Genomic DNA, 22,690 nt, shown 5'->3' with positions numbered 1-22,690 from the left:
TTCTACGCCTTCTCTATAGATGACTTAAACCGTTCTATATGCATTGCTAAATAAGCAATTTCATCTTTTGTTACTTTTTTATCTAGACCTTTTTCCAAAATTATCGAAGCTTCTTCTGCAATCTTATAGGATACTTTATATCGTTTTTTTATTACACCCATTAAATCATTCTTTATATGATTATCTAATAATATTCTTTCTACCGCAAACCTTATATGAATTAAAAACCTTGCATAATCCAAAGACTCTCTATCTATTTTAATATCTAATCTTTTTTCAACATGTTTCACAATTGTATTACTTAGAGAACTATATTTAATAGTATTAGACAGATTACCATTATTTCTAGCAGAATGTATATGTAGGGCTATAAACCCAGCTTCTCCATTTGGGATTTTAACATTTATAGCATCACCTATTTTTTTTGCTAGCTTAACTGCCAAATTAAACTCTTTTTTATACAAAGTTTGAATTTCAACTAAAAATGGATTTTCAATTTCTTCATTACTTTCTATTCTTGTAATTGCAAAGGATAAATGATCTACTAATCCAATATGTATACTTTCATTTAATTTTTCTCCTAACTCTTCAGAAATATCAACTATAGCTTCTTGGCATAAAGCAAAAAACTCAGGATCAACTCTACTTATAACTTCATTCATATTCCTTTGATTATCTTCATTTTCTATTTTAAATAGTTTTTCTACCATTAATCCTGGATTCAGGGTTTCTCCAAACTTTTTCCCAAAGCCTAAGCCTTTTGCAAACAACACTTTCTCTATTCCCTTATCTCTAACAAGTATAATGTTATTATTAAATACCTTAACTACCACTACCTTATTTTTTAAAATAATACCCATAATTACACCTCATCAGTACATCTTATTAATCTATATGTTTCAGATTCATTTTTCAAACTTTTTATAATATTTTATAAAAAGTAATATGATCTTTCCAACTTCCATTTATAAATAAATACTGTTCATTTATTCCTATTTCCTTAAAACTACATTTCAAAAGCACATTTTTTGATTTATTATTATCTACTAAAGCCGAAGCTTCAATTCTATGTAACTCTAATTCTTCTTTAGAATACTTAAGTAAAAGGTTAACAGCTTCCGTCATATGACCCTTTCCTTGTTCCTTCTTATCTATAGAATATCCTAGAATTCCGCTTTTAAACACACCATATACAATATTAGATATTTTTGCCTTACCTATTAATTTATTATTTTTATATATTCCAAAATCAAAACTACTACCATTAAGTAATTGCTTGTAACTTTCTAGTAATATATCCTTTTGAACTTCATAAGTATAAAAACTGTTATCCCTTGCTGGCTCATAAAGTCTAAGATGTTCCTTATTTCTAATATAATACTGTAAAAGCTCTTCTGCATCATCTGGTGTGAAATTTCTAATTTCTAGGTTTGTTCCAACTATATTCACAAAAGAATTTCTAATTGGCTGAGTGTACTCACTTCTATTTATCCCAAAGCTTAATTCAGCTAAAAATACTCCATTTATAAAAAGATTTTCAGATAAAATCCCCTCTAAAGTAAATCCATAATCTAAGAAAGCTTTTAAATTAGCTTTTTCATTTATTATAAAATTAGCTTTATATATGTTAGCATCTTTAAAAATAGCCCTTAAAATAGTTTTTAAAGTTTCAATTAATAACTCATAATCGTTATCCCTATAGAATTTAAACTTTACATTACATTTTTTATTTTCTTTGTCTAAATCCATAATCGTAAATCTTCCTATTATTATATTACTCTTATCTTTTATCATATAATCGCTTAGCGTTCCTCTAACTAAATCTATATGAATTTCTTTCTTAGCACTCATAACACTTTCTCCTAAGGATATTCTTTTTGAGGCGCTTTCAAAAAAATAATAAACTATCATATTTGTCTATTATTTTTTTCAAAGTGCCTAAAGTCTTCTTTAATACTATTATACAGATAAATATAGTCTTTGCACAACTGAAATTAAAAAATCTTAATTCTAAATTAAATACGCTAATCATACACTTAATTATGTTGTTTAAGCCATACTTTTAAAAATAACAAGTAAATATGTTAGTATATTTTACGCCTTGATTTGTTATTTTCTCAAAGACCTAATGATTATTATATGAGGAGGGATTTTTATTTTTATTTTTAAATTTTTTAAAAGTAGAAAATCCAATCATAAAACTCATTTTAAACTTTCTTTAACTTTAGCTTTTATATTTATCCTCATTGGAGTTTTTTTAGGTTACAAAATTTTTCTTTCACCAAAAACTCCTCCAAAGCAATGGAAATTAACTGATAATGATAAAAAGAGTGTTAAATTTGTTTCTGAGGAAAGTTTAATTAATGAAATTAAAAGCGCTAATAAAATAATTCCACTAGAAATAGAATTCTCCGAAAGCATTATTATAGATGAAAGTTGGGGTAACTTTACTGTATTTAAGAAATTTAAAAAAATCAAGTTTTTTGCTAACTGTTCCTATGCAGTAGATTTATCCAATATTTCAGATAATGATATTAAAGTAAATTCACTTAAAGACGAAGTTGAATTAGTTCTTGAATATCCTAAAGTTTTTAGTGTAGATTTAGATGAGGATAAAACAATTTATGAAGAAGTTAATAATGGCTTTTTTAGATTTGGAGATGTTATTTTAACTGCTGAAGAACATGGTGTAATTGAAAGAGAGGTTTCTAAAAGTTTCGAAAAGAAAATGGAAGATCCTGAAATTTATGATAAAGCTGTTTCAAATACAACCTTAGCTTTAGAAAAACTCCTTAATCAAATTACAGGCAGTAAACTATCTGTTAAAGTAACCTTCAAAGAAAATTAACCACTCCTAGGAGTGGTTAATTTTTTCTTTAATACTTTCTTTACATAATCTAACCATTTCTCTCATTTCATCCTCTTCAATTATATAAGGAGGATTAAAATAAAGAACATTTCCTATTGGTCTTAGCACTATACCTTTTTTAAGTCCTATTTTATATATTTCATAACCAATTCTCTCTTCATGAGGGAAAGGATCTTTATTTTTCTTATCTTTAACAAGCTCTATAGCATTTATTAACCCTATACTTCTTATTTCTCCAATCCAAGGATTATCTGAGAGTTCCTCTTTTACTATCTTATTTAGTAATAATGCTTTTTTATTTATCATTTCAATAACATTATCCTCTTCAAACATTTTAAGAACTTCAAGCGCAACTGCACAGCCTAATGCATTCCCTGAATAAGTATGTGAATGTAAAAAGGCCTTACCATCATTATAATCGCCATAAAAAGCATTATATAATTTATTAGATGTCATAACTACAGACATAGGTAAATAGCCTGCTGTTAACCCTTTTGATAAGCACATAATATCAGGGCTTATTCCGGCATGTTCACAAGCAAACATCTTACCCGTTCTCCCATACCCTACAGCAATCTCATCTGCAATAATATTAATATCATATTTATCACATAACACTCTTAATTTTTTTAAATATATTGGGGAATAAATTTTCATACCTGCTGCCCCTTGTATAATGGGTTCTATAATAACTGCTGATATATCCTCATGATTTTCTCTTAAAGTTTTATCCATATGTTCAAAACACTCTGAATTACACTCATCTCTATGTTTTTTATATGGACATCTATAACAATCTGGGCCTTCCACCCTTAACGTATCTATCATCAAAGGTTTATATACCTTACTATACCTATCTAAATCACCAACAGATAATGCTCCTAAAGTTTCTCCATGATAAGCATCACTAAGGCCTACAAACCTCTTCTTTTTTTCTTTTCCTATTTGTTGATGATAATGAAAGCTCATTTTCAAAGCAACTTCAACTGCTGATGATCCATTATCAGCAAAAAATACTTTTTCTAATCTGTCTGGTGTTATTCTTACTAACCGTTCACTTAATTCTATAGCTGGTATATTAGAGAAATTTGCAAATATAACATGTTCTATTTTATTTATTTGATTCATAATTGCACTATTAATTCTTTTATTTGAATGACCAAATAAGTTACACCACCAAGAACTAATTGCATCTAAATATCTATTTCCATCTATATCATAAATATATAGCCCTTCACCCTTTTCAATAACAATAGGTTTAAGATCTTCATAATCCTTCATTTGAGAAGCAGGATGCCAAATATACTTTAAATCTTTATCTACTAAATTCATTACTCCACCTTCATACTATTTATTTATAATATTTATCAACAAATTAAAATTGAAATAATTATCCACAATTTGATTTCTTTCATCCACAAAAGGTATTTCAAAAAAGTTATTAACACCCGTTAAAACTTTTATAGTCTCTTTGTTATCCTTGTGGATAATATTTTGTGGATTATATCCATTTAATACAATTGCCTTAACCTTAATTCCTATTGATTCTAAATATTTAACCGTTAGTGTTGTATGATTAATTGTTCCAATCTCTGCTCTTGCTATTAATATGGTTTCTAAATTCAAAACTTTTATTACATCTTCTAATAAAATAACTTCATCATCTTTAATTTTCAAAGGACATATAATTCCTCCGCTACCTTCAACAACTAAACACTCATATTTTTCTTTAAGATTTTTATAATCATTTTTAATCTTATCTAATGATACCTCTATATTTTCTATTCTTGCTGCTAAATGAGGTGAATAAGGATTTTTCAATATATACGAAACCATATTACTGTACTCTTCTTCAATACCAGAAACATTACACACTTCTTCCGCATCTCCAGGAATTAATTTATTACCCTCTTCTCTTGCTCCACTTAATGCAGCTTTAAAATATCCCGCATTTATCCCATTATCTCTTAAAGATTTAATAATTAAACCTGTAACAAAAGTTTTTCCAACATCAGTATCTGTACCTACTATAAATATTGATTTATTCATTACTTCACCTTTAACCCTAAATCTAAAATCATTTTTCTATCAGCTTCAATATTATTTCCACAAGTAGTTAATAAATTTCCGGTTATTGTAGCATTTGCACCACTTTTAAATGCATTTTCTCCATAATTGGTTAATAAGTTTCTGCCTGCTGCTAACCTTATGTTCGCCTTTGGATTAATAAATCTAAATATTGCTATCGTTCTTAGTATTTCTTCCTCAGTTAAGTTTACCTCATTTTCTAAAGGCGTTCCCTTTATTGCCATAAGCACATTTATTGGTATTGATAAAATTTTTAACAGTCTTAATTCTATCGCCATATCAACTCTATCTTCTTTTGATTCACCCATACCAATTATTCCACCTGAGCAAACTTCAAGACCAACTTCCTTGGCTGATAATATTGTATTAATTCTATCTTCATAACTATGAGTGCTACATATATTGCTATAATATTGTTTTGAAGTTTCTATATTATGATGATATCTTTTAACCCCTGTTTTCTTTAGTGTAATTAATGATGACTTTTCTAATATTCCATGAGATGCACATAAACTTATACTACATTCATCATTTAACCTTTCATAATAATTTATTACTCTTTCAAAGTCATTACCTACTAGCCCTTTTCCAGATGTTACAATAGAAAATCTATCTACTCCAGCCTGTTCATTTTCCTTAGCCATAGATTTTATTTCATCATAGGATAATAATTTATATTCATTCACTCCTGTATTAAAGTAAATAGACTGAGCACAATATTTGCAATCCTCAGAGCATCTTCCACTTTTCCCATTAATAATTGAACATAAATCTACCTTATCCCCAACCAGTACTTCTCTTATTTCATTAGCACAACTATACAATTCTTCTTTTGGCTCTAAATATAGCCTTAAAGCCTCTATCTTTGTAATTTCATATCCCTGCAGCACTCTATCCTTCAAGCTACAAACAAAACTCATTCATCTCCCTCCTTCTACTTAATCCATTAATCCAAGCTTATTTAATATAGGTATAACTCTAACCCCTACAAGTGAAATTAATAATGTCAAAACTAAATCTCCACCTATAAAAGGTAAGAATCCTATTGCAACTACCTTCCATACTGAATAAGCTTTTCCCAAATAAAAATTCATTACTATATACATATAAATTAATCCTAATACATAAATAGCCCCAAGCCCACAAACACAAGCTATAAATATGTTTTTAACTGTTACATCTTTTAACTTCTCGCTAATTATGCCTATAATATAAGCCCCTACTATAAACCCAAGCAAATATCCAAATGTTGGTTTAAATATATATTGAGGTCCTCCACCTTGCGTAAATACTGGAATTCCTATAAGTCCTATTGCTACATATAATATTTGGGCAATGGCACCTCTCTTGGCACCAAGTAATATTGCTCCTAATGCACAGAAGAAATATTGCAAAGTAAATGGCACTATAGGTAATGGAATTCTTATAAATGCCCCCACCGCTGTAAGTGCTGCGAACATTGATATCAAAACTAAATCTCTTGATTTTAAATTCATATTAATCCTCCTAAATATATTTCGACTATCAAACTATATTTAGGATTTTATACCTATCTTTTTCCATTGTCAACCACATTTTTAATTATCGGTCGACAATACCTTGTTTAAATTTGTTTTTATAGTTTATTATTTTATAAATGGTTATAATAATCCTAAGAGGTGATATTATGAAAAAAATTATTTTAGCTGGAGGTTGCTTTTGGGGTGTTGAAGAGTTCTTATCAAGAATAGACGGTGTTGTAAATACCGAAGTTGGCTATGCAAATGGTAAAACTGTGAATCCTACTTATGAAGATATTTGTAATGGTAATACTTACTTTGCAGAGGTGTGCATGGTAACTTATGATGAAAGCAAGCTTAAATTTGAAATGTTATTAGATGAGTATTGGGGTATTATAAACCCGACTTCTTTAAACAAGCAAGGAAATGATGTTGGAAGTCAATATAGAACAGGAATTTATTACTTTGATGAAAGTGATTTAGATACAATTATCAAGAGCAGAGAAAATATTCAAACTAAATATGAAAAGAAAATTGTTACTGAAGTTGAATCTATTAAAAATTACTATACAGCAGAAAAATACCATCAAAAATATCTAAAAAATAATCCTAATGGTTATTGTCATATAAAATTTTAATAATTGTAAAAAGGCAAAGTGAAAAAATTCACCTTGCCTCTTACTATGTACTATTAAAACAACTCTACTATTTTAATATTCTAAACTATATTTCTTAGGAAATATTTCTTTTTACCTTCTCTAACTTCTACTAGTTAGTTGCCAATATATCCTTAATAACTTCTCCACCTATAATCATTCCTGCAACTGGTGGCACAAATGAAATACTCCCTGGAGTTTGTCTCTTTGGCTTAATTTTCTTTTCAACTTCTACTTCACTAGATACTTTGGCATTTTCAGCTTTAACCACTGATTCTGGTCCTTTGTTTGGTCTAGTTGGAACTTCTTGTGAATAAACTACTTTTAATTTCTCTATTCCTCTTTTTCTAAGCTCATGTCTCATGACCTTAGCTAAAGGACATACTTTTGTGTCATATACATCTGCTACTTCAAACTTTGTTGGGTCCATTTTATTGCCCGTCCCCATTGAACACATTATTTTTATATTCTTCTTAGTACAATATTCTACTAATGCCAATTTAGCTGTTATTGTATCTATAGCATCAACTACATAATCAGTATCCTCTGGTATTATATCTTTTATATTCTCTGCTGTTACAAAAATTTGTTTACTAGTAACATTACATTTACTATTTATAGAAAGAACTCTTTCTTTCATAACTTCTACTTTCACTCTACCAACAGTGGCTTCTGTTGCATGTATTTGTCTATTTAAATTTGTTATACATACAGTATCATCATCTACTAAAATTAGATTACCAACACCTGCTCTAGTTAATGCTTCTACTGTGAAGCTACCTACTCCCCCTACTCCAAATACTACTACTTTTGCATTTCTTAATTTCTCTATTGCTTCACTGCCTACAAGCAATTCTGTTCTAGTTAATGAGTTTTGCGACATCCATACCTCTCCTTTATATAACACATTAAAATAAATACTACTTAATATGCATAATTTATTCTTTATTTTAGCCTATTCTATGTAGATATACAAGATTATTATGTATATAATACTTATTAGGTTAATAATTTAATTATCCTAATTTTTTTTTGGAGGATTTTAATATGACTTTAGGAATTATAAGTGCAATGTCAGAAGAATTAGAACTTCTTTTAACTGATATGAAATTAGAAAATAAGATAACAAAGGCTAACATGACTTTTCATCAAGGTAAACTTTGGGGCAAGGATGTAGTCGCAGTAGTAAGTGGTATTGGTAAAGTTAATGCTGCTGTTTGTGCTCAAATTTTAATTTCAGAATATAAAGCAGATTCTATAATTAATGTAGGAGTTGCTGGTGGTATTGGTAAAAACATATATCCAGGTGATGTTGTTGTTGCTACAGATTTAGTTCAACATGATATGGATACAACAGTATTTGGAGATGCATATGGTCAAGTACCAAGATTAGATACTTTTGCTTTTAAATGTGACGATAATTTAGTAAGAGTTGCTTTAGAAGCTTGCAAAGAAATTTCCGAAATAAATACTTTTTCCGGAAGAATAGTTTCAGGAGATCAATTTATATCAAGCCTTGAAAAAATCCAATGGTTTGAAAAAGAATTTAAGGCTATTTCATGTGAAATGGAAGGTGCAAGCATAGCTCATGTTTGTTACTTGAATGATGTTCCTTGCGTTGTTATAAGGTCAATATCTGATAATGCTAACAATGGAGCTCATATGGATTATGAAAAATTCATACCTCTTGGTGTTAGAAACTCAACTACCATTTTAAAAACAATGATAAATAAATTATAAGAAAATAAGAGCATTAAAAAATACCTATAGGCTGAACATATTAAAAAACATGTTTAGTCTGTAGGTATTTTTTTCACCCTATTTTTAAAGTTACTTTTCCATTTAAGGCATCCTAAAATACAGAAACCAACCCTTATATATTAATTACCATCTTTAGTGTCCATAATTAAAGAAATCTCTTCTTCTCTAACACATCCATTGAACCTATTTTTTAAATCTAGTGCCTTTCTACACTTTAATAACAATGCAATTCCTAAAACCGGAATAATTACATATAGTGCAATCTTTAATATAAAATTCTCAGGAACAATTATAAAAAACACTAAGAAATTATTTGCTGCATGCATGAACATAGAAATATATAATGACCTGGTATAGTAATATACTGTTGCAATTACTAATCCAAGAACAAACGCATTTAATCCTTGTGGTAAGTTACCGTGTATCAATCCAAATATAAGAGAAGAAACTATTATAGCTTTTTTAGGAGAATATTTTTTAAGCATTCCATTCAAAATTATACCCCTAAAAATAATTTCTTCAAAAACAGGTGCGATTATAACAATTTCAACAAATAAAAGTATCCATGATGAATTGTTAATTAACTCATTAAGTTCTTTTAAAGACTCACTTGGAACTGAAGATTCTAATATTTCAAGGATTTCATTTAAAATTCCATACTTTATCATGATAAATGAGACTATTAATCCAGCGCAATATATATAATCTTTTTTAGTTATACCTATAGCTATTGAATTATACCTACTACTATCATCTTTAGCCTTCATCATTTTAATAATTATGATAACACCAATGAATTGGATTACCAAATCATTTACTAAAGCTCTAAACCAAGTAAATCTATTAATTACCTCTCCATAAATACTTGTTTCAATTAAATTTGGTATTATCCCCAAAATACCTGCTACAATTTGAAATATTATTATGATCCCTATTGCTTTCCAAAAACCAATTTCCTCTATTCCTATTTCCCCTCCACTCAACTTATGAATTGAACTTTTTTTAATCAAATTCATTTATACCCCTCCAACTTCTAGTTTATAGCTATAAAAAATAGATAAATGTACATTCCCTACATTATAATATTATTATATAAATCTTCTTTTAAATTTTTGTCCATATTTAGTACTTGTACAGATTCCCCAAACTTATTAGTATAAATATCTATAACAAAGTTACATACATTTATTTTCCTCTTGAATGGGCTTTCTCTCATAGTTATAGATTGAATACTACTTTGCTTTATTATAATACTAGATTTTACTAAACTCCCGCTAGTAGCAAGTATAGTTTCTTTACCTATTCCTAAGGATGTATTTCTATAGTTTATATATTGAAAAATAATATTTGCTACTAATATAAATAATACCACTATCATTTCTAGCATTATTGGCATTTTACTTATAAAAATAGCTATCGGCACAAATATAGCTGCTAAAATTAAAGTTGTTTTAGTAATAAATAATGGTATTGCTTTTTTAGGTGGTTTACTAACGTCTCCATTAAATGCTAGTTGAGGTATTAAACTATTTATTACTTCTTCTATAAACTTCTTATTAGCTATAGGATAAATTAATGCTTTTTCATTTTTCTCATCCCCATATCCAATAGTAATTGCTTCTATAGTAAAAATTCCAAGAATTTGTTGTAATATACCTTGTTTGTATCTTAATGCATGTATCTTCTTAATAGGTAATGCATATTCTTTTTTATTAAGTAATCCATAACTAATTGAAATATTTATACCATCTGATATTATAGTATAATTATAAAGCCTTATATTTTCATATAATATAAAAATAACTGTTATTAAAATATATATAACAACCAATAGTCCAAACCCACCTAATATTAATGTTGCCGTGGATTGTCCCAATATTCCGTCCATATTCACATAACTATCTATTGCCTCAGTAATAGGTAGTGATAATCCATCCTCTACTTGTTTCATAAATTGCATTACAATAAACAAAGCACCTAAAGCTCCTATTAGTTTACCTTTAGTAATTGCATATATTAATAATTCTTTTCCTGTAATTACCTTCTTAATAATATCTTTATTATCTATTTTTATATCTTCTTCATCTACAGCTTTATTATTTTTCAAAATAATATTTTTCAGTTCTTTCGCTTCATCCATTTTAATTTTTAGCTTAATTTCTGATTTCTTTATTTTTGAAGCCCCTGTATCAATCTTAGCTGAACAAGTGTTAAATATTCTATCAAATATAGATATTCCTATATCTATTGTTGTTATTTTATCAAAAGGAATTTTCATTTTCTTCTTTTCTATTATTCCTTTATTATAAATTAGACTATTACCTTCAACCTGAAATTTCACTAAATTCCAATTTACTATAGATATTATTATTACTAATACAATTCCGCCCCCTAGTACTGGATATATCCACCACTCATTCCTCCAGTTTACAAAGGCTAAAATAATTAAAAAATAGGATTCTCTAAATAATTTTATTATATTTTCTATTATATAAATCCAATGATTTTTTCTTAATTCTTTAAACATTATCATCTTCCTTTTCTGATAATATTTTTTCATCAACCTCTAAATCTTGTCCTAATTTTTCTGCTTCGACTTTTTCTTTCACTTTATTATTTAGATACCTACTTATTTCTTCCGCTCTACATAACTCAATATTAGGAATCTTATTTGTTCCACCCGCAGTATTTATTTCAACATCAGCCAGTTTTAAAAATCTATTTATTGGACCTTGCTTAAACTCTATATGTTGAATTCTTACTATAGGTATCAATACTGTTTTTCTGAAAAATATACCTTCCTGAAATTCAATTTTATCCTCATCTATTAAGTAACTCCATTGCTTAAACTCAAAAATCGGATATATTATTGAATTTAATAGACTTAATAATATTATGATTCCTATAGATATCTCTAATCCTAATTTCACACCTTTAAACGTTAATAATATGAAATTATTTTTTATTAAGAAATATCTTGTAGTTAGGAGTATCCCACTTATTATTATAGTGAAAATAATCCTTGCAACGAACCAAGATTTTATAGAATTTTTATTTAGCTTTTCATATTGCATTACTTTATCCCCCTGTAATTATTACTTGTTCTGTTAAAAATCAAGTTGTTTTTTCATATCAGCTTAACAGCCTTCATCAACTCCTATTATATTTTAACATATTATAACATTATCATTTATATAAAATATATTTATACTAATATATTTCTGCCCAAATAAAAAAACTATTCCTAAGAAATAGTCCTTTTAAAATAATTATATATTTTTATTTTTTCTTGGCTTAGTACATTTATTTAAGTTTATGAACAAACAGCCCACTTCTTGGCTTTGGTTCAAACCAAGTTGATTTAGGTGGCATTTTTTGTCCATTATCTGCAATATTCATAATATCATCTATAGTTGTTGCAAACATTGAGAAACTTACCTTCATATCTGTATTTGCTCTTTTTTCTAATTCTTTTAATCCTCTTATGCCGCCAATGAAAGCTATTCTACTAGATTTTCTTGGGTCTTCTATCCCTAAAATTGGTCTTAAAATATTGTTTTGTAGTATTGAAACATCCAATCTATCTACTGGATTTTTATCATTATATGTTCCCATCTTCGCTTCTAATTCATACCAACTTCTATCTAAATACATACCAAATATATGCTTTTTAGCAGGCTTCACTGCTTCATTGTTTTCAGAATGTTTAACAACAAAATTTTCTTCTACTTTTTGTAAGAACTCTCTTGAAGTAAGTCCATTTAAATCTTTAACTGTTCTGTTATAATCTAAAACTTTAAGTTCATTATCTGGATATGATATTGATAAAAAGAAATTAAACTCCTCGTCTCCTGAATAACTTTCATTTTGAACTCGCCTTAAATGTCCTACTTTCACTGCTGAAGCCGATCTATGATGACCATCTGCAATATATAAGTACTCTACAGTTTTAAATAATTTCTCTAATTTATTAACCACTTTACTATCATCAATTAACCAAACTATATGTCCATTCCCATCTTCTGATACAAAATCATATATCGGCTCTTTTTTTACCCACTTATTAACTATTTCTGATATTTCATTATTCGCTCTATATGTTAAGAAAATTGGTCCTGTGTTAGCATCACAATAATCAACATGATTAACTCTATCTAATTCTTTAGCTTCCACTGTTAACTCATGCTTTTTAATAATGTTATTTACATAATCATCAATAGAAGTACAAGCTACAAGCCCTGTTTGTCCTCTTCCATTCATAACTTGCCTATAGATATAAAAACAAGGCTTTTCATCTTGAATATATTGTTTGTCCTTTATCATTTTGTTTAGATTATCTCTTGCTTTTTCATATACAACATTATCATACATGTTAACATCTGCATCTAAATCTATTTGAGCTTTATCCACATGTAAAAATGAATATGGATTGTCCTTAACCATTTCTCTTGCTTCTGCAGTATCCATAACGTCATATGGAAGCGCTGCTATTTTCGAAGCTAATTCCTTTATTGGTCTTATTGCCCTAAAAGGCTTAACTATCGCCATAATTCCCCTCCTATTTCTATAACTAGTCATATTTAAAAATATTAGGCCAATGTGCTAGTCTCCTTTGCACTTTGACCTGCTATTTTCCTAAATTTCTTATCTAATTTTAAAGAAATCCTTAATTATTGTTACAACTTCTTCTCCAATTCTATCTTGAGCTTCTCTTGTTGATGCTCCTATATGTGGAGTAACACTAACTCTTGGATGATTTACTAATGTTTCATTTACAGTTGGTTCTTGTGCGAAAACATCAATTCCAGCTCCTGCAACTTTTCCGCTATTTAAAGCTTCAAGTAAAGCATCTTCATCAACAACCTTGCCTCTTGCACAGTTAACTATATAAACCCCATCTTTCATCATATCTAATTCTTTTTTTCCTATTAATGGTCCATCATTTTTATCATATGGAACATGTAATGATATAAAATCTGAAGTCTTAAGAACTTCTTCTAATGATAAGAAATCATTTTTTAACCCTTCTTGCTTTCCTAATAAATCATTATATACAACTTTCATTCCTAAAGATTCTGCCTTTTTGCCTAAAGATCTACCTATTCTACCCATCCCCACTATTCCTAGAGTTTTAGAGCCAAGCTCTGTTCCCTGATATTTCTTCTTATTCCACTCACCATTTCTCATAGTATAATTTGATGTCCCTAAGAATCTTGCTACTGCAAACATATGAGCTAAGGCTAGTTCTGCCACTGAATCCGAGCTTGCATTTGGTGTATTTTTAACCTTTATTCCTTTTTTATGAGCATGGATAATATCAATATTATCTACACCAACACCTGCTCTAATAACTAATTTTAGTTTACCTTCTGATGCCAGGTCTAAAACATCTGCTGTTATTTTACTGGCTGATCTTACTACCACTGCATCAAATTTTTTTAATTCTTCCCCAAGAACTTCTTTTTGATAAAATTCATTTACTACCTCAATTCCAGCTGAAACTAATTTATCAATTGCCCCTTGTTGTAGTCCGTCACTTGTTAACACTCTATACATTTTTTATTTGCCCCCTTTTAAAGAAGAGTTTAGAGTGCACCCACATCTCTAAACTCATTTTTACCCATTGTGTTGAATATTGCTTTTACTAGGAATCTTTTTTAAATACTTTAATCTTCTAATTCTAAAATTTCATTAATATTTTTTAATAACTCATTTATATCTTCTACTGTACAATCTGCCATATGAGCTATTCTAAATGTCTTATCTTTTAAGCTTCCATATCCATTAGCTATTTGGAAACCTCTTTCCCCTAAAGCCTTATTTAAGGCTCCTACATCTATACCCATACTATTTTTAATATTAGTTACCGTGTTAGATAAGTATGCTTCATCTGAAAACAATTCAAAATGTTTAGCTCCCCATGCTCTAACTATTTTAGCCATTTCAATATGCCTATCAAATCTATTTTCTATACCTTCTTTATTCACTATAAAATCTAATTGATAATCTAATGCGTACATATGTGATATAGATGGTGTTGAAGGATATTGGTAATCCTTCTTTTGAATATATTTATATAATGCTAAAAGGTCTAAATAGAAACCTCTATTTGGAACCTTTTCCGCTCTTTCTTTTGCTTTCTGCGAAAATGTACATATAGCCATTCCAGGTGGCAATCCAATTGCCTTTTGGGTTGAAGTTATACAAACATCTATCCCACACTTGTCTACTTCAATTTTTGAACCAACTGCGGAACTTACTGCATCAACTATATATATTACATCTGGATACTTTTTAACAACTTCACCAATTGCTTCAATTGGATTCATAACGCCTGTTGACGTCTCATTATGAGTTACCGCAACTAAGTCATACTTTCCTGTTTTTAAGGCTTCATCAACCATTTCTGGTGTTATAGCCTTTCCCATTTCTACTTCAAATAAATCTGCAGCTACATTGTTAGTTATAGCCATTTCGTACCATCTCTTTCCGAATGCCCCTACGGAAAATACAGCTGCTTTTTTTGCTGTACAAGATCTGATAGCACCTTCCATTAACCCACTACCTGAGGTTGTTGAAAGTAAAATCTCACTTTCTGTGAAAAATACTTTTCTCATATTATCACTAATTCTTCTTTGAATTGCAGATGCATCCTTGCCTCTGTGTCCTATCATAGGTTTTGCCATTTGTTCTAAAACTTCTGGTTTAACCTCAACTGGACCTGGAATAAATAATTTTTTATGCAATTTTTAGTCCCCCCGATTTTTATGAATTTTATTTACAGCTTATTTCTTGTTGTATATTTTACTACCTTTACCTTTTTTATACAACTATTTTCTCTTGCATATTTATAATTTTTTCTCAATTTAATTCTAATAATGGGCTAATCATTCATTTATATATACTGAATGATTAACCCATATTATTAAAGTATGTTTGTATATATATTTAGATACTTATTATTTAAATAATCCAAGAAATATTTTGTATTAATTTCTTCACCAGTTATATTTTTTATTAATTCTTCTGGAGTATATATGCTTCCATGTTTATGAACATTTTCTTTTAGCCATTCATGAACTCCACTTAAGTTTCCTACTGAAATTTCTTTAAAAATATTTGGTTCATCTTGTAACAATTTATTTAGCATTTGAGCTCCATAAACATTTCCAAGTGCATAACTTGGAAAATATCCAAATGATCCATCAGCCCAATGCATGTCTTGAAGAAGACCCTCTGCATCATTTGATGGTTCTACGCCTAAATACTCTTTATATTTTTCATTCCAAACCCTTGGTAAATCGCCAACTTCAATTTCCCCATTTATTAAAGATTTTTCTATTTCATATCTTATAATTATATGCAGGCTATATGTTAACTCATCTGCCTCTGTTCTTATTAATGAAGGCTTAACATAATTTATCGCCTCATAAAATTCATCTAAAGTTGTATCTTTAAATTCTGGGAAATATTTCTTTGCTAAAGGTAAGAAATAAGTCCAAAATTCCTTGCTTCTACCTACTATATTTTCATAAAATCTTGATTGAGATTCATGTATCCCCATAGATACCCCTGTCCCAAGCTTTGTATTTTCAAGTGAATCAGGAATATCTTGTTCATATATACCATGTCCACCTTCATGAATAGAGCTTAATAAGGCTGATGAAAACTCATTTTCATAATAATGAGTTGTTAACCTCACATCATGGCTTCCCATATCTAAAGTAAATGGATGTACACTTACATCTAGTCTACCTGCCTCAAAATCAAATCCCATTTTCTTTAACACTTCAATTGAAAATTTTTCTTGTGCTTCAACAGGAAATTTTCCACTGAAAATATCTTTACTTATCTTTTTATTACTGTTTTTTATTTTATTTAATAATTCTACTATTCCATCTCTAAGTTCCCCAAAAATAACATCTAACTTCTCAACTGTTATTCCCTTTTCATACTTATCTAAAAGAGTATCATATTTATTCTCTTTATATCCCCAGTAGTTTACAAATTCTTTTTGATATTCAACTACCTTTTCTAAATGAGGTTTAAAAATACTAAAATCTGATTTTTCCTTAGCCTCTTCCCAAGCTGCTTCAGATTTAGAAGCTATAACTACATACTCTAAATACTTATCTTTAGGGATTTTTTTTGTTTCATCATAATTTCTTTTTAGGTTTTCTATCATAACTTTATCTACCAAATCCAATTGCTTCATTTCGCCTTTAAAGAACTCTATAAACTCTGCTACCTTTTCCCCAGTAGTTAATTTAAATTCCTGCTCTGATAAATATTCTAATACTCCAACTCTTGAATCTAAAGATTTTTTAGGCATATATGTTTTCATATCCCAATAAAGTAACCCTATTGCTTTTGTTAATTTTTCAATGTCCCCAATATAACTCTTAACTTCATTTAATTTTTCTTTTATTTCTAAATTCATTTTAACATCTCCATTCTTATTTTCATTTTGTATACTATTATCCATATTTTAACTTGTAATATCAACTATAATTTAAAATATATTAAAAATTCGCCTACACTTTTTCAAGTATAGGCGAATTATACATATTTTTTGAAGTTTCCTAATTATTATCTTCCCACTCATAATCAAATGTTATTATTGATTCTGTTTCTCTACAATATTTTACACATCTACATTGTCCTAAATGTCTTGGACATCTATAACATAAACAACCTGTGTCATCACCCCTACAAATACCTTTCTCAAGTTCTGGACAATATTTGCAATTAACTCCATTTCCTGCTGGCATATGGTTTTCCTCCTATATTCTATAAATATCAAATCAGTATGCTAGTGTATTTTTCATAATACTTCATAGGCAGAAGCATCAAATAGTACAACTAGCAAGGTCATCTGTCTACTTTCTTTTGCACAAAACATCCATAATATCTTTGACTTGTTATTTATTTTTATGTGCCTAATTATTTTACTACTAAATTATATAAAAATATAGACTAATTCAAAGTAACACTTTTTATAAATATCCATACATTGTTATTACAAGAAGCTTTTCGTTCATTGGTAAATCAAAAAGACTTCTAACTCCCATCTATATAGACTTTAAGGGATCCCTTAAGATCCCTCTCTCTTCTCAAAAAAAAAAGAAGGTTCAATCCTCAAATTGAATCTTCCTTTTATGTTTATTAATTATACTCTACACTATAAAAACATTTTGAATACTACTAAAAATATAACACCTGGCACACCTAAGAACCCTGCTATTAATGCTGTTACTGCATTAATTCCAATATAGAAACCAACATATGTGCCTAAATAATTTGCTACATATAACAGCACTATTCCTATAACTCCATTTAGTAGTATTTTTAAAGGCCATTTTAATAATTTAATAGTTAAATATAATAATACTAACCCTACTAGTCCATAAAATATCATTTCTAAATCCATATAAATATTCCACTCCTTTGTACATTATACTAACATAACAACTACATTATAACTATGTTATTAGTTTGAAAAAAATAACAAGTCAACATACAAAATAGACTATCATATTCGCTTTTTTTTAATCTCCAATTAATAGAATGTAGTTATTGCTCTAGTTATTTGTCTTTCTTTTGCTAAACTTAATAAATATTCATATCTTTTCTTTGCTGCTTCCTGTGAATATATAGCTACTTCTATAAGTTGAGGATCATTAACACTTTCAAACATACAACTAGCTACTTGCATTTCTAATTTTGCGTCTTCTATACCGTCTATAATTTGTTGATCTTCTTTGCTATAGTCTATTTTACCCATCAAAAATTCCACAATCAAATTTTTATTCATATAAAACCCCTCCAAAATACTTTCTATTTAGTTTATTGCCATAAATTAGAAAATATATTCAAAATATATCCTTTTTTAAAATATATATTTATATTTTGAAGATTCCTTATACAAAATAGATTTAAATTTCTTTTCTTCCCTCTAATGCCTTTGATAAAGTTACCTCATCTGCATATTCTAGTTCTCCACCAACTGGAAGACCTGATGCTATTCTTGTGACTTTGACTTCTAAAGGTTTAAGAACTCTTGATATATACATAGCGGTTGCCTCACCTTCTATGTTTGGATTTGTAGCAACTATTACTTCTTCTATATTTTCTCTCATTCTTGACACAAGTTCTCTTATTTTAATATCTTGTGGACCCCTTCCTTGCATTGGCGAAAGACTTCCATGAAGAACATGATACACTCCATTAAATTCTTTAACCCTTTCAAGTGTCATTATATCCCTTGGTTGCTCAACTACACATATAAGATTTTGATTTCTATTTGGATTTGAACATATTGCACAAGGATCTTTATCAGTAAAGTTTCCGCATACTCTACAGTATTTTATTGTGCCTCTAGCTTTAACTAAAGCTGCTGCAAACTCTTTAACTTCTTCCTCTGGAAGATTTAAAATATGTAATGTTAATCTTTGAGCTGTTTTTTTACCAACACTTGGTAATTTAGCAAATTCTTCTATTAATTTCTCTATTGCAATTGGATAAAAATCCATATAATACACCTCTCCTCTATACATTAAGGAACCAAAATAAAATAATAGTCATCATGATATATATTTATTCTTATATCCCTATATATTTTGAAATTAAGAAAAGGAGAAATTATAGATAACTTTCAGTTAAACTGAGTTCACCTTAATTCCTCCACTTCCTATGTTTTTCTCTAGATATCTAAAAAATAAATAATCAGATCTCTTACTTAGAACATTCCTGGTATATTCATTCCACCAGTCAATTTACCCATTTTACTTGAACTTTCATCCTCAGCTTTTCTTAAAGCTTCGTTTACTGCACTTAGTACTAGATCTTCTAACATTTCAACATCATCAGCATCTACTACTTCTGGTTTTATATTTATTGCTATAACTTCTTTCTTTCCGTTAGTTTTAACAACTACGGCTCCGCCTCCAACTGATGCTTCAAACTCTTTAGTTTCAAGTTCTTTTTGCATCTTTTCCATATCTTGTTGCATTTTTTGTGCTTGTTTCATTAAGTTACCCATATTTCCCCCACCGAAACCGCCTGGAAATCCACCTTTAGCCATAAAAAAATCCTCCTCTTTCATAATGCATATTAACTAATATTGTTTTTAATATGCCTAAGGGACCTTCAAATAAATAACAAGTAATTATACTAATCTATCTTTATGTCCCTAAAATCTATCTATAATTATATATTATTTTTATTAATTTTACTATAATTATCCTACCTTATTTTCTCTAGATAATTTCAAAAAATAATAAACCAACTCATTCCCATACTATTTTTTCAGGTACCTTGTTCTTATTCATCTAAAAAATCTACTAATCCTGATCCTAGAGTTTCTAAAAGTTGCTCTTCTGTTGATTTTTCTTCATTTGCTGATTCATCAACGGAGAATGCTACTTTTATATCTTCTCTAAATATTTCAGCAAATACTTCATTTATTACCTTTTTATTATCCGTTTTATCCAATCTATCCTTATTAAATCTGTACTCTTCTTCATATTGTATAGTTACAATACCATTAATACAAGATACAGGCTTTCCAGTAAGAATTGATGCATATATTATCATTGCTCTTCTTGCCTTAAATTTTTCTAAAATATCTTTCCAAGACCTTTGAACATCATTTATTGTAACCTTTGAATTTACATTACCTTGAAGAAAAGCCGCACTTGATTGTGGCTGACTAGCTCTTGTTTGCTGTCCCAATTGTTTTTTGCCTGGGTTTTCCCCAGTGTTTGCTTGTTGATTTGTTCCTGATTGAACAACCTTAAGGCTACCATTTTTAAGTCCTTCTTCTAATTTATTTAGTCTTGCTAAAATTATCTCATTAGAAGTATCATATTCTACTTTACACATTTGTATTGCAGCTAGTTCTAAATATAATCTTGCTTGCTTACTTAACTTAGCATTTCCTTCTGCCTCTTGAAGTATTCGTATAGCTCTCATTACTTCTTCAACTCTAATTCGTGCTCCTTGTTCTTTAATTAAAGCTATATTTTCTTCTGCCATATCTAAAACTTCTTCTGGGTTATTTGTTACCTTTACCATTAAAATATTTCTATAATGACCCACTAAGTCTTTTATAAACAAATAAATATCCTTACCTGCATAAACAACTTCATCTATTATATTCATAGCTTTTTCTATATTTTTATTAGTTATTGCACCAGTCAAAGTGAATAAATGCTCGTTTGTAACAAGTCCTAGCATATTAATTAAGCTATCATATTCAATAGCGCCATCGCCCATAGCTATAGATTGATCTAATATACTTTGCGAATCTCTCATAGCTCCATCAGATACTCTTGCAATAAGAGCTAAACTTTTATCATCTGCAGCTATATTTTTATCTGTTACTATGGCTCTAAGCCTCTCAATAATATCTTTATTACTAATTCTTTTAAAATCAAATCTTTGACATCTTGATAATATTGTAATAGGTAGTTTTTGTGGATCTGTAGTTGCCAATATAAATATTACGTTACGTGGTGGTTCTTCTAAAGTTTTAAGGAATGCGTTAACAGCCCCAGTTGATAACATATGAACCTCATCCATTACGTAAACTTTATATTTAGCTTCTTGTGGTGGATATTTAACATCATCTATAATATCTCTAATTTTATCTACTCCATTGTTTGAAGCTGCATCTAACTCAGTTACATCTATTGCTAATCCATCATTTATTTTTGTGCACATTTCACACTCATTACAAGGTTCACCATCTTTAAGATTTAGACAATTTACTGCCTTTGCAAAAACCTTTGCTGTTGAGGTTTTACCGGTACCCCGTGTTCCACAAAAAAGATATGCATGGGCTATTCTATCATTTAATATTTGATTCTTAATAGTTGTAGTTATATGTTCTTGACCTACAACATCATAAAAAGTTTTAGGTCTCCACTCTCTATATAAAGCAGTATATGCCATGCCCTTCACCTCTCTTTACTTTCTTTCAAACGAAAAATTTTAATCATTTGATTGTTTGTATTACTAACCAGTTAATTACATAACGAGATTTAGTATATATATAACTATTGTAACTTTATTTTATTATCTTTGTTATAGTTAATTATACAATACTATTTACCATGTGAACAATTTTTATATTAATAATAAAAACTATTTTTATATAGGTGGCTTTGCCATCACTATCCTTCTTTTCCATTGCATTTTTTTTAGGATTCTTTCTATTTTAACATTATTATAGTAAAATTAAATTATCACTACAATAAAGGAGGTATTATTTTGAGTCTTTATGATAAAAAATACTTAGCATTAGTGGATGACATTTTAGAAAATGGATACTACGATAATAACAGAACTGGAATGCCTACATATAAGTTACCACATCAAATAATGCAGTTTAATTTGCAAAAAGAATTTCCTATTCTAACTACAAAGTTTGTTGCATTTAAAACAGCTGTTAAGGAAATGCTATGGATATACAAAGATCAATCTAATGACGTAACTAAACTTCAAGAGCAAAATGTCCATATTTGGGATGAGTGGGTTGATGAAAATAACACTATTGGTAGAGGTTATGGCTACCAAATAAAGAAGTTTAATCAAATTGATAAGCTTATCGAAACATTAAAAACTAATCCACAAGATAGAAGAATGTTAATGACTATGTGGAATATAGAAGATCTTCCTCATATGACATTGCAACCATGTTGCTTCATGACTATGTGGGATGTTACAGATGGTAATCTTAATTGCATGTTAATCCAGCGTTCATAATTCAGAGCGCCTTTAGATAGTAATATCTATCGAAAACCTTACTAAAAAGG

At 28.8% G+C, this 22,690-nt stretch carries 23 protein-coding genes and 1 pseudogene; 4 read left to right on the top strand and 20 right to left on the bottom strand.

Annotated features, from left to right (window positions below; genetic code table 11):
• Window positions 1–2: 2 nt before the first annotated feature.
• Together BLS77_RS17740 and BLS77_RS17735 are read right to left on the bottom strand one after the other, a co-directional pair.
• Window positions 3–860, bottom strand: a complete 858-nt coding sequence (locus BLS77_RS17740) for a PRD domain-containing protein (protein ID WP_089973064.1) — start codon at window positions 858–860, stop codon at window positions 3–5.
• 61 nt (window positions 861–921) lie between these two features.
• Window positions 922–1,851 (bottom strand): GNAT family N-acetyltransferase, encoded by a 930-nt coding sequence (locus BLS77_RS17735; RefSeq protein ID WP_089973060.1) that lies wholly within the window; start codon window positions 1,849–1,851, stop codon window positions 922–924.
• Window positions 1,852–2,149: 298 nt separating this feature from the next.
• Here BLS77_RS17735 and BLS77_RS20385 point away from each other — a divergent pair, with 298 nt between their 5' ends.
• On the top strand, window positions 2,150–2,848 hold the full coding sequence (locus BLS77_RS20385) for a DUF4230 domain-containing protein (protein WP_089973057.1): 699 nt from the start codon (window positions 2,150–2,152) through the stop codon (window positions 2,846–2,848).
• 6 nt (window positions 2,849–2,854) lie between these two features.
• Here BLS77_RS20385 and bioA read toward each other — a convergent pair whose 3' ends face one another.
• The 4 genes from bioA to BLS77_RS17710 are packed head-to-tail and all read right to left on the bottom strand — an operon-like array spanning window position 2,855 to window position 6,453.
• Window positions 2,855–4,201 carry an adenosylmethionine--8-amino-7-oxononanoate transaminase gene (bioA, locus tag BLS77_RS17725; protein WP_089973054.1) on the bottom strand — a complete coding sequence of 449 codons (1,347 nt, stop codon included), beginning with the start codon at window positions 4,199–4,201 and terminating at the stop codon, window positions 2,855–2,857.
• Window positions 4,202–4,216: 15 nt separating this feature from the next.
• Entirely contained in the window at window positions 4,217–4,918 is a 702-nt protein-coding gene (bioD, locus tag BLS77_RS17720; RefSeq protein WP_089973050.1) for a dethiobiotin synthase, read from the bottom strand.
• Window positions 4,918–5,877: a biotin synthase BioB gene (gene bioB, locus BLS77_RS17715; protein ID WP_089973047.1), complete on the bottom strand. Its 960-nt coding sequence runs from the start codon at window positions 5,875–5,877 to the stop codon at window positions 4,918–4,920. Before bioB ends, bioD begins: the two co-directional genes overlap by 1 nt.
• Before the next feature lie 18 nt (window positions 5,878–5,895).
• On the bottom strand, window positions 5,896–6,453 hold the full coding sequence (locus tag BLS77_RS17710; protein WP_089973044.1) for a biotin transporter BioY: 558 nt from the start codon (window positions 6,451–6,453) through the stop codon (window positions 5,896–5,898).
• Between the two features lie 170 nt (window positions 6,454–6,623).
• On the opposite strand from BLS77_RS17710, the gene msrA reads away from it, so the two are divergent.
• Complete coding sequence (msrA, locus tag BLS77_RS17705; protein ID WP_089973041.1) at window positions 6,624–7,094, top strand: peptide-methionine (S)-S-oxide reductase MsrA; 471 nt, start codon at window positions 6,624–6,626, stop codon at window positions 7,092–7,094.
• A gap of 130 nt (window positions 7,095–7,224) precedes the next feature.
• Here msrA and BLS77_RS17700 read toward each other — a convergent pair whose 3' ends face one another.
• The gene (locus BLS77_RS17700) at window positions 7,225–7,995 is read right to left on the bottom strand and encodes a tRNA threonylcarbamoyladenosine dehydratase (RefSeq protein WP_089973038.1); all 771 of its coding nucleotides are present in this window, start codon (window positions 7,993–7,995) and stop codon (window positions 7,225–7,227) included.
• A gap of 164 nt (window positions 7,996–8,159) precedes the next feature.
• Here BLS77_RS17700 and BLS77_RS17695 point away from each other — a divergent pair, with 164 nt between their 5' ends.
• Window positions 8,160–8,852, top strand: a complete 693-nt coding sequence (locus BLS77_RS17695) for a 5'-methylthioadenosine/adenosylhomocysteine nucleosidase (protein ID WP_089973034.1) — start codon at window positions 8,160–8,162, stop codon at window positions 8,850–8,852.
• Window positions 8,853–8,992: 140 nt separating this feature from the next.
• Here the strand turns inward: BLS77_RS17695 and BLS77_RS17690 are convergent, their stop codons facing one another.
• From BLS77_RS17690 to dnaX, 13 genes are all read right to left on the bottom strand, one after another.
• A complete protein-coding gene (locus BLS77_RS17690) occupies window positions 8,993–9,889 on the bottom strand; it encodes a CPBP family intramembrane glutamic endopeptidase (protein ID WP_089973031.1) in 897 nt (298 codons plus the stop codon).
• A gap of 56 nt (window positions 9,890–9,945) precedes the next feature.
• Window positions 9,946–11,400, bottom strand: a complete 1,455-nt coding sequence (locus tag BLS77_RS17685; protein WP_175490911.1) for a PH domain-containing protein — start codon at window positions 11,398–11,400, stop codon at window positions 9,946–9,948.
• Window positions 11,393–11,947, bottom strand: coding sequence for a PH domain-containing protein (locus tag BLS77_RS17680; protein ID WP_089973025.1), 555 nt, complete (start codon window positions 11,945–11,947; stop codon window positions 11,393–11,395). Before BLS77_RS17680 ends, BLS77_RS17685 begins: the two co-directional genes overlap by 8 nt.
• 229 nt (window positions 11,948–12,176) lie before the next feature.
• The gene (locus BLS77_RS17675; RefSeq protein ID WP_089973022.1) at window positions 12,177–13,421 is read right to left on the bottom strand and encodes a DUF1015 domain-containing protein; all 1,245 of its coding nucleotides are present in this window, start codon (window positions 13,419–13,421) and stop codon (window positions 12,177–12,179) included.
• A 96-nt stretch (window positions 13,422–13,517) separates the two neighbouring features.
• Complete coding sequence (locus BLS77_RS17670) at window positions 13,518–14,429, bottom strand: D-2-hydroxyacid dehydrogenase (RefSeq protein ID WP_089973019.1); 912 nt, start codon at window positions 14,427–14,429, stop codon at window positions 13,518–13,520.
• Window positions 14,430–14,539: 110 nt separating this feature from the next.
• Window positions 14,540–15,619, bottom strand: a complete 1,080-nt coding sequence (locus BLS77_RS17665; protein ID WP_089973015.1) for a pyridoxal-phosphate-dependent aminotransferase family protein — start codon at window positions 15,617–15,619, stop codon at window positions 14,540–14,542.
• Window positions 15,620–15,798: 179 nt separating this feature from the next.
• On the bottom strand, window positions 15,799–17,313 hold the full coding sequence (locus tag BLS77_RS17660; RefSeq protein WP_089973012.1) for a carboxypeptidase M32: 1,515 nt from the start codon (window positions 17,311–17,313) through the stop codon (window positions 15,799–15,801).
• 142 nt (window positions 17,314–17,455) lie between these two features.
• Window positions 17,456–17,644, bottom strand: a complete 189-nt coding sequence (locus BLS77_RS17655) for a hypothetical protein (protein ID WP_089973009.1) — start codon at window positions 17,642–17,644, stop codon at window positions 17,456–17,458.
• A gap of 410 nt (window positions 17,645–18,054) precedes the next feature.
• Window positions 18,055–18,303: a pro-sigmaK processing inhibitor BofA family protein gene (locus BLS77_RS17650; protein WP_089972992.1), complete on the bottom strand. Its 249-nt coding sequence runs from the start codon at window positions 18,301–18,303 to the stop codon at window positions 18,055–18,057.
• A 129-nt stretch (window positions 18,304–18,432) separates the two neighbouring features.
• Window positions 18,433–18,687: a YaaL family protein gene (locus BLS77_RS17645; RefSeq protein ID WP_089972989.1), complete on the bottom strand. Its 255-nt coding sequence runs from the start codon at window positions 18,685–18,687 to the stop codon at window positions 18,433–18,435.
• 121 nt (window positions 18,688–18,808) lie between these two features.
• Complete coding sequence (recR, locus tag BLS77_RS17640; RefSeq protein WP_089972984.1) at window positions 18,809–19,405, bottom strand: recombination mediator RecR; 597 nt, start codon at window positions 19,403–19,405, stop codon at window positions 18,809–18,811.
• Between the two features lie 206 nt (window positions 19,406–19,611).
• Window positions 19,612–19,956: a YbaB/EbfC family nucleoid-associated protein gene (locus BLS77_RS17635; RefSeq protein WP_089972982.1), complete on the bottom strand. Its 345-nt coding sequence runs from the start codon at window positions 19,954–19,956 to the stop codon at window positions 19,612–19,614.
• Window positions 19,957–20,195: 239 nt separating this feature from the next.
• The gene (dnaX, locus tag BLS77_RS17630; RefSeq protein WP_089972977.1) at window positions 20,196–21,827 is read right to left on the bottom strand and encodes a DNA polymerase III subunit gamma/tau; all 1,632 of its coding nucleotides are present in this window, start codon (window positions 21,825–21,827) and stop codon (window positions 20,196–20,198) included.
• 318 nt (window positions 21,828–22,145) lie between these two features.
• Here dnaX and BLS77_RS17625 point away from each other — a divergent pair.
• Window positions 22,146–22,637, top strand: a pseudogene (locus BLS77_RS17625) (thymidylate synthase); the annotation flags it as partial.
• Window positions 22,638–22,690: the final 53 nt, after the last annotated feature.

It is taken from the genome of Clostridium gasigenes (assembly GCF_900104115.1).
GTDB classification, from domain to species: Bacteria; Bacillota; Clostridia; order Clostridiales; family Clostridiaceae; genus Clostridium; species Clostridium gasigenes.
The sequence above is the reverse complement of the archived record's forward strand: the minus strand, read 5'-3'. Positions and strand labels throughout refer to the sequence as shown.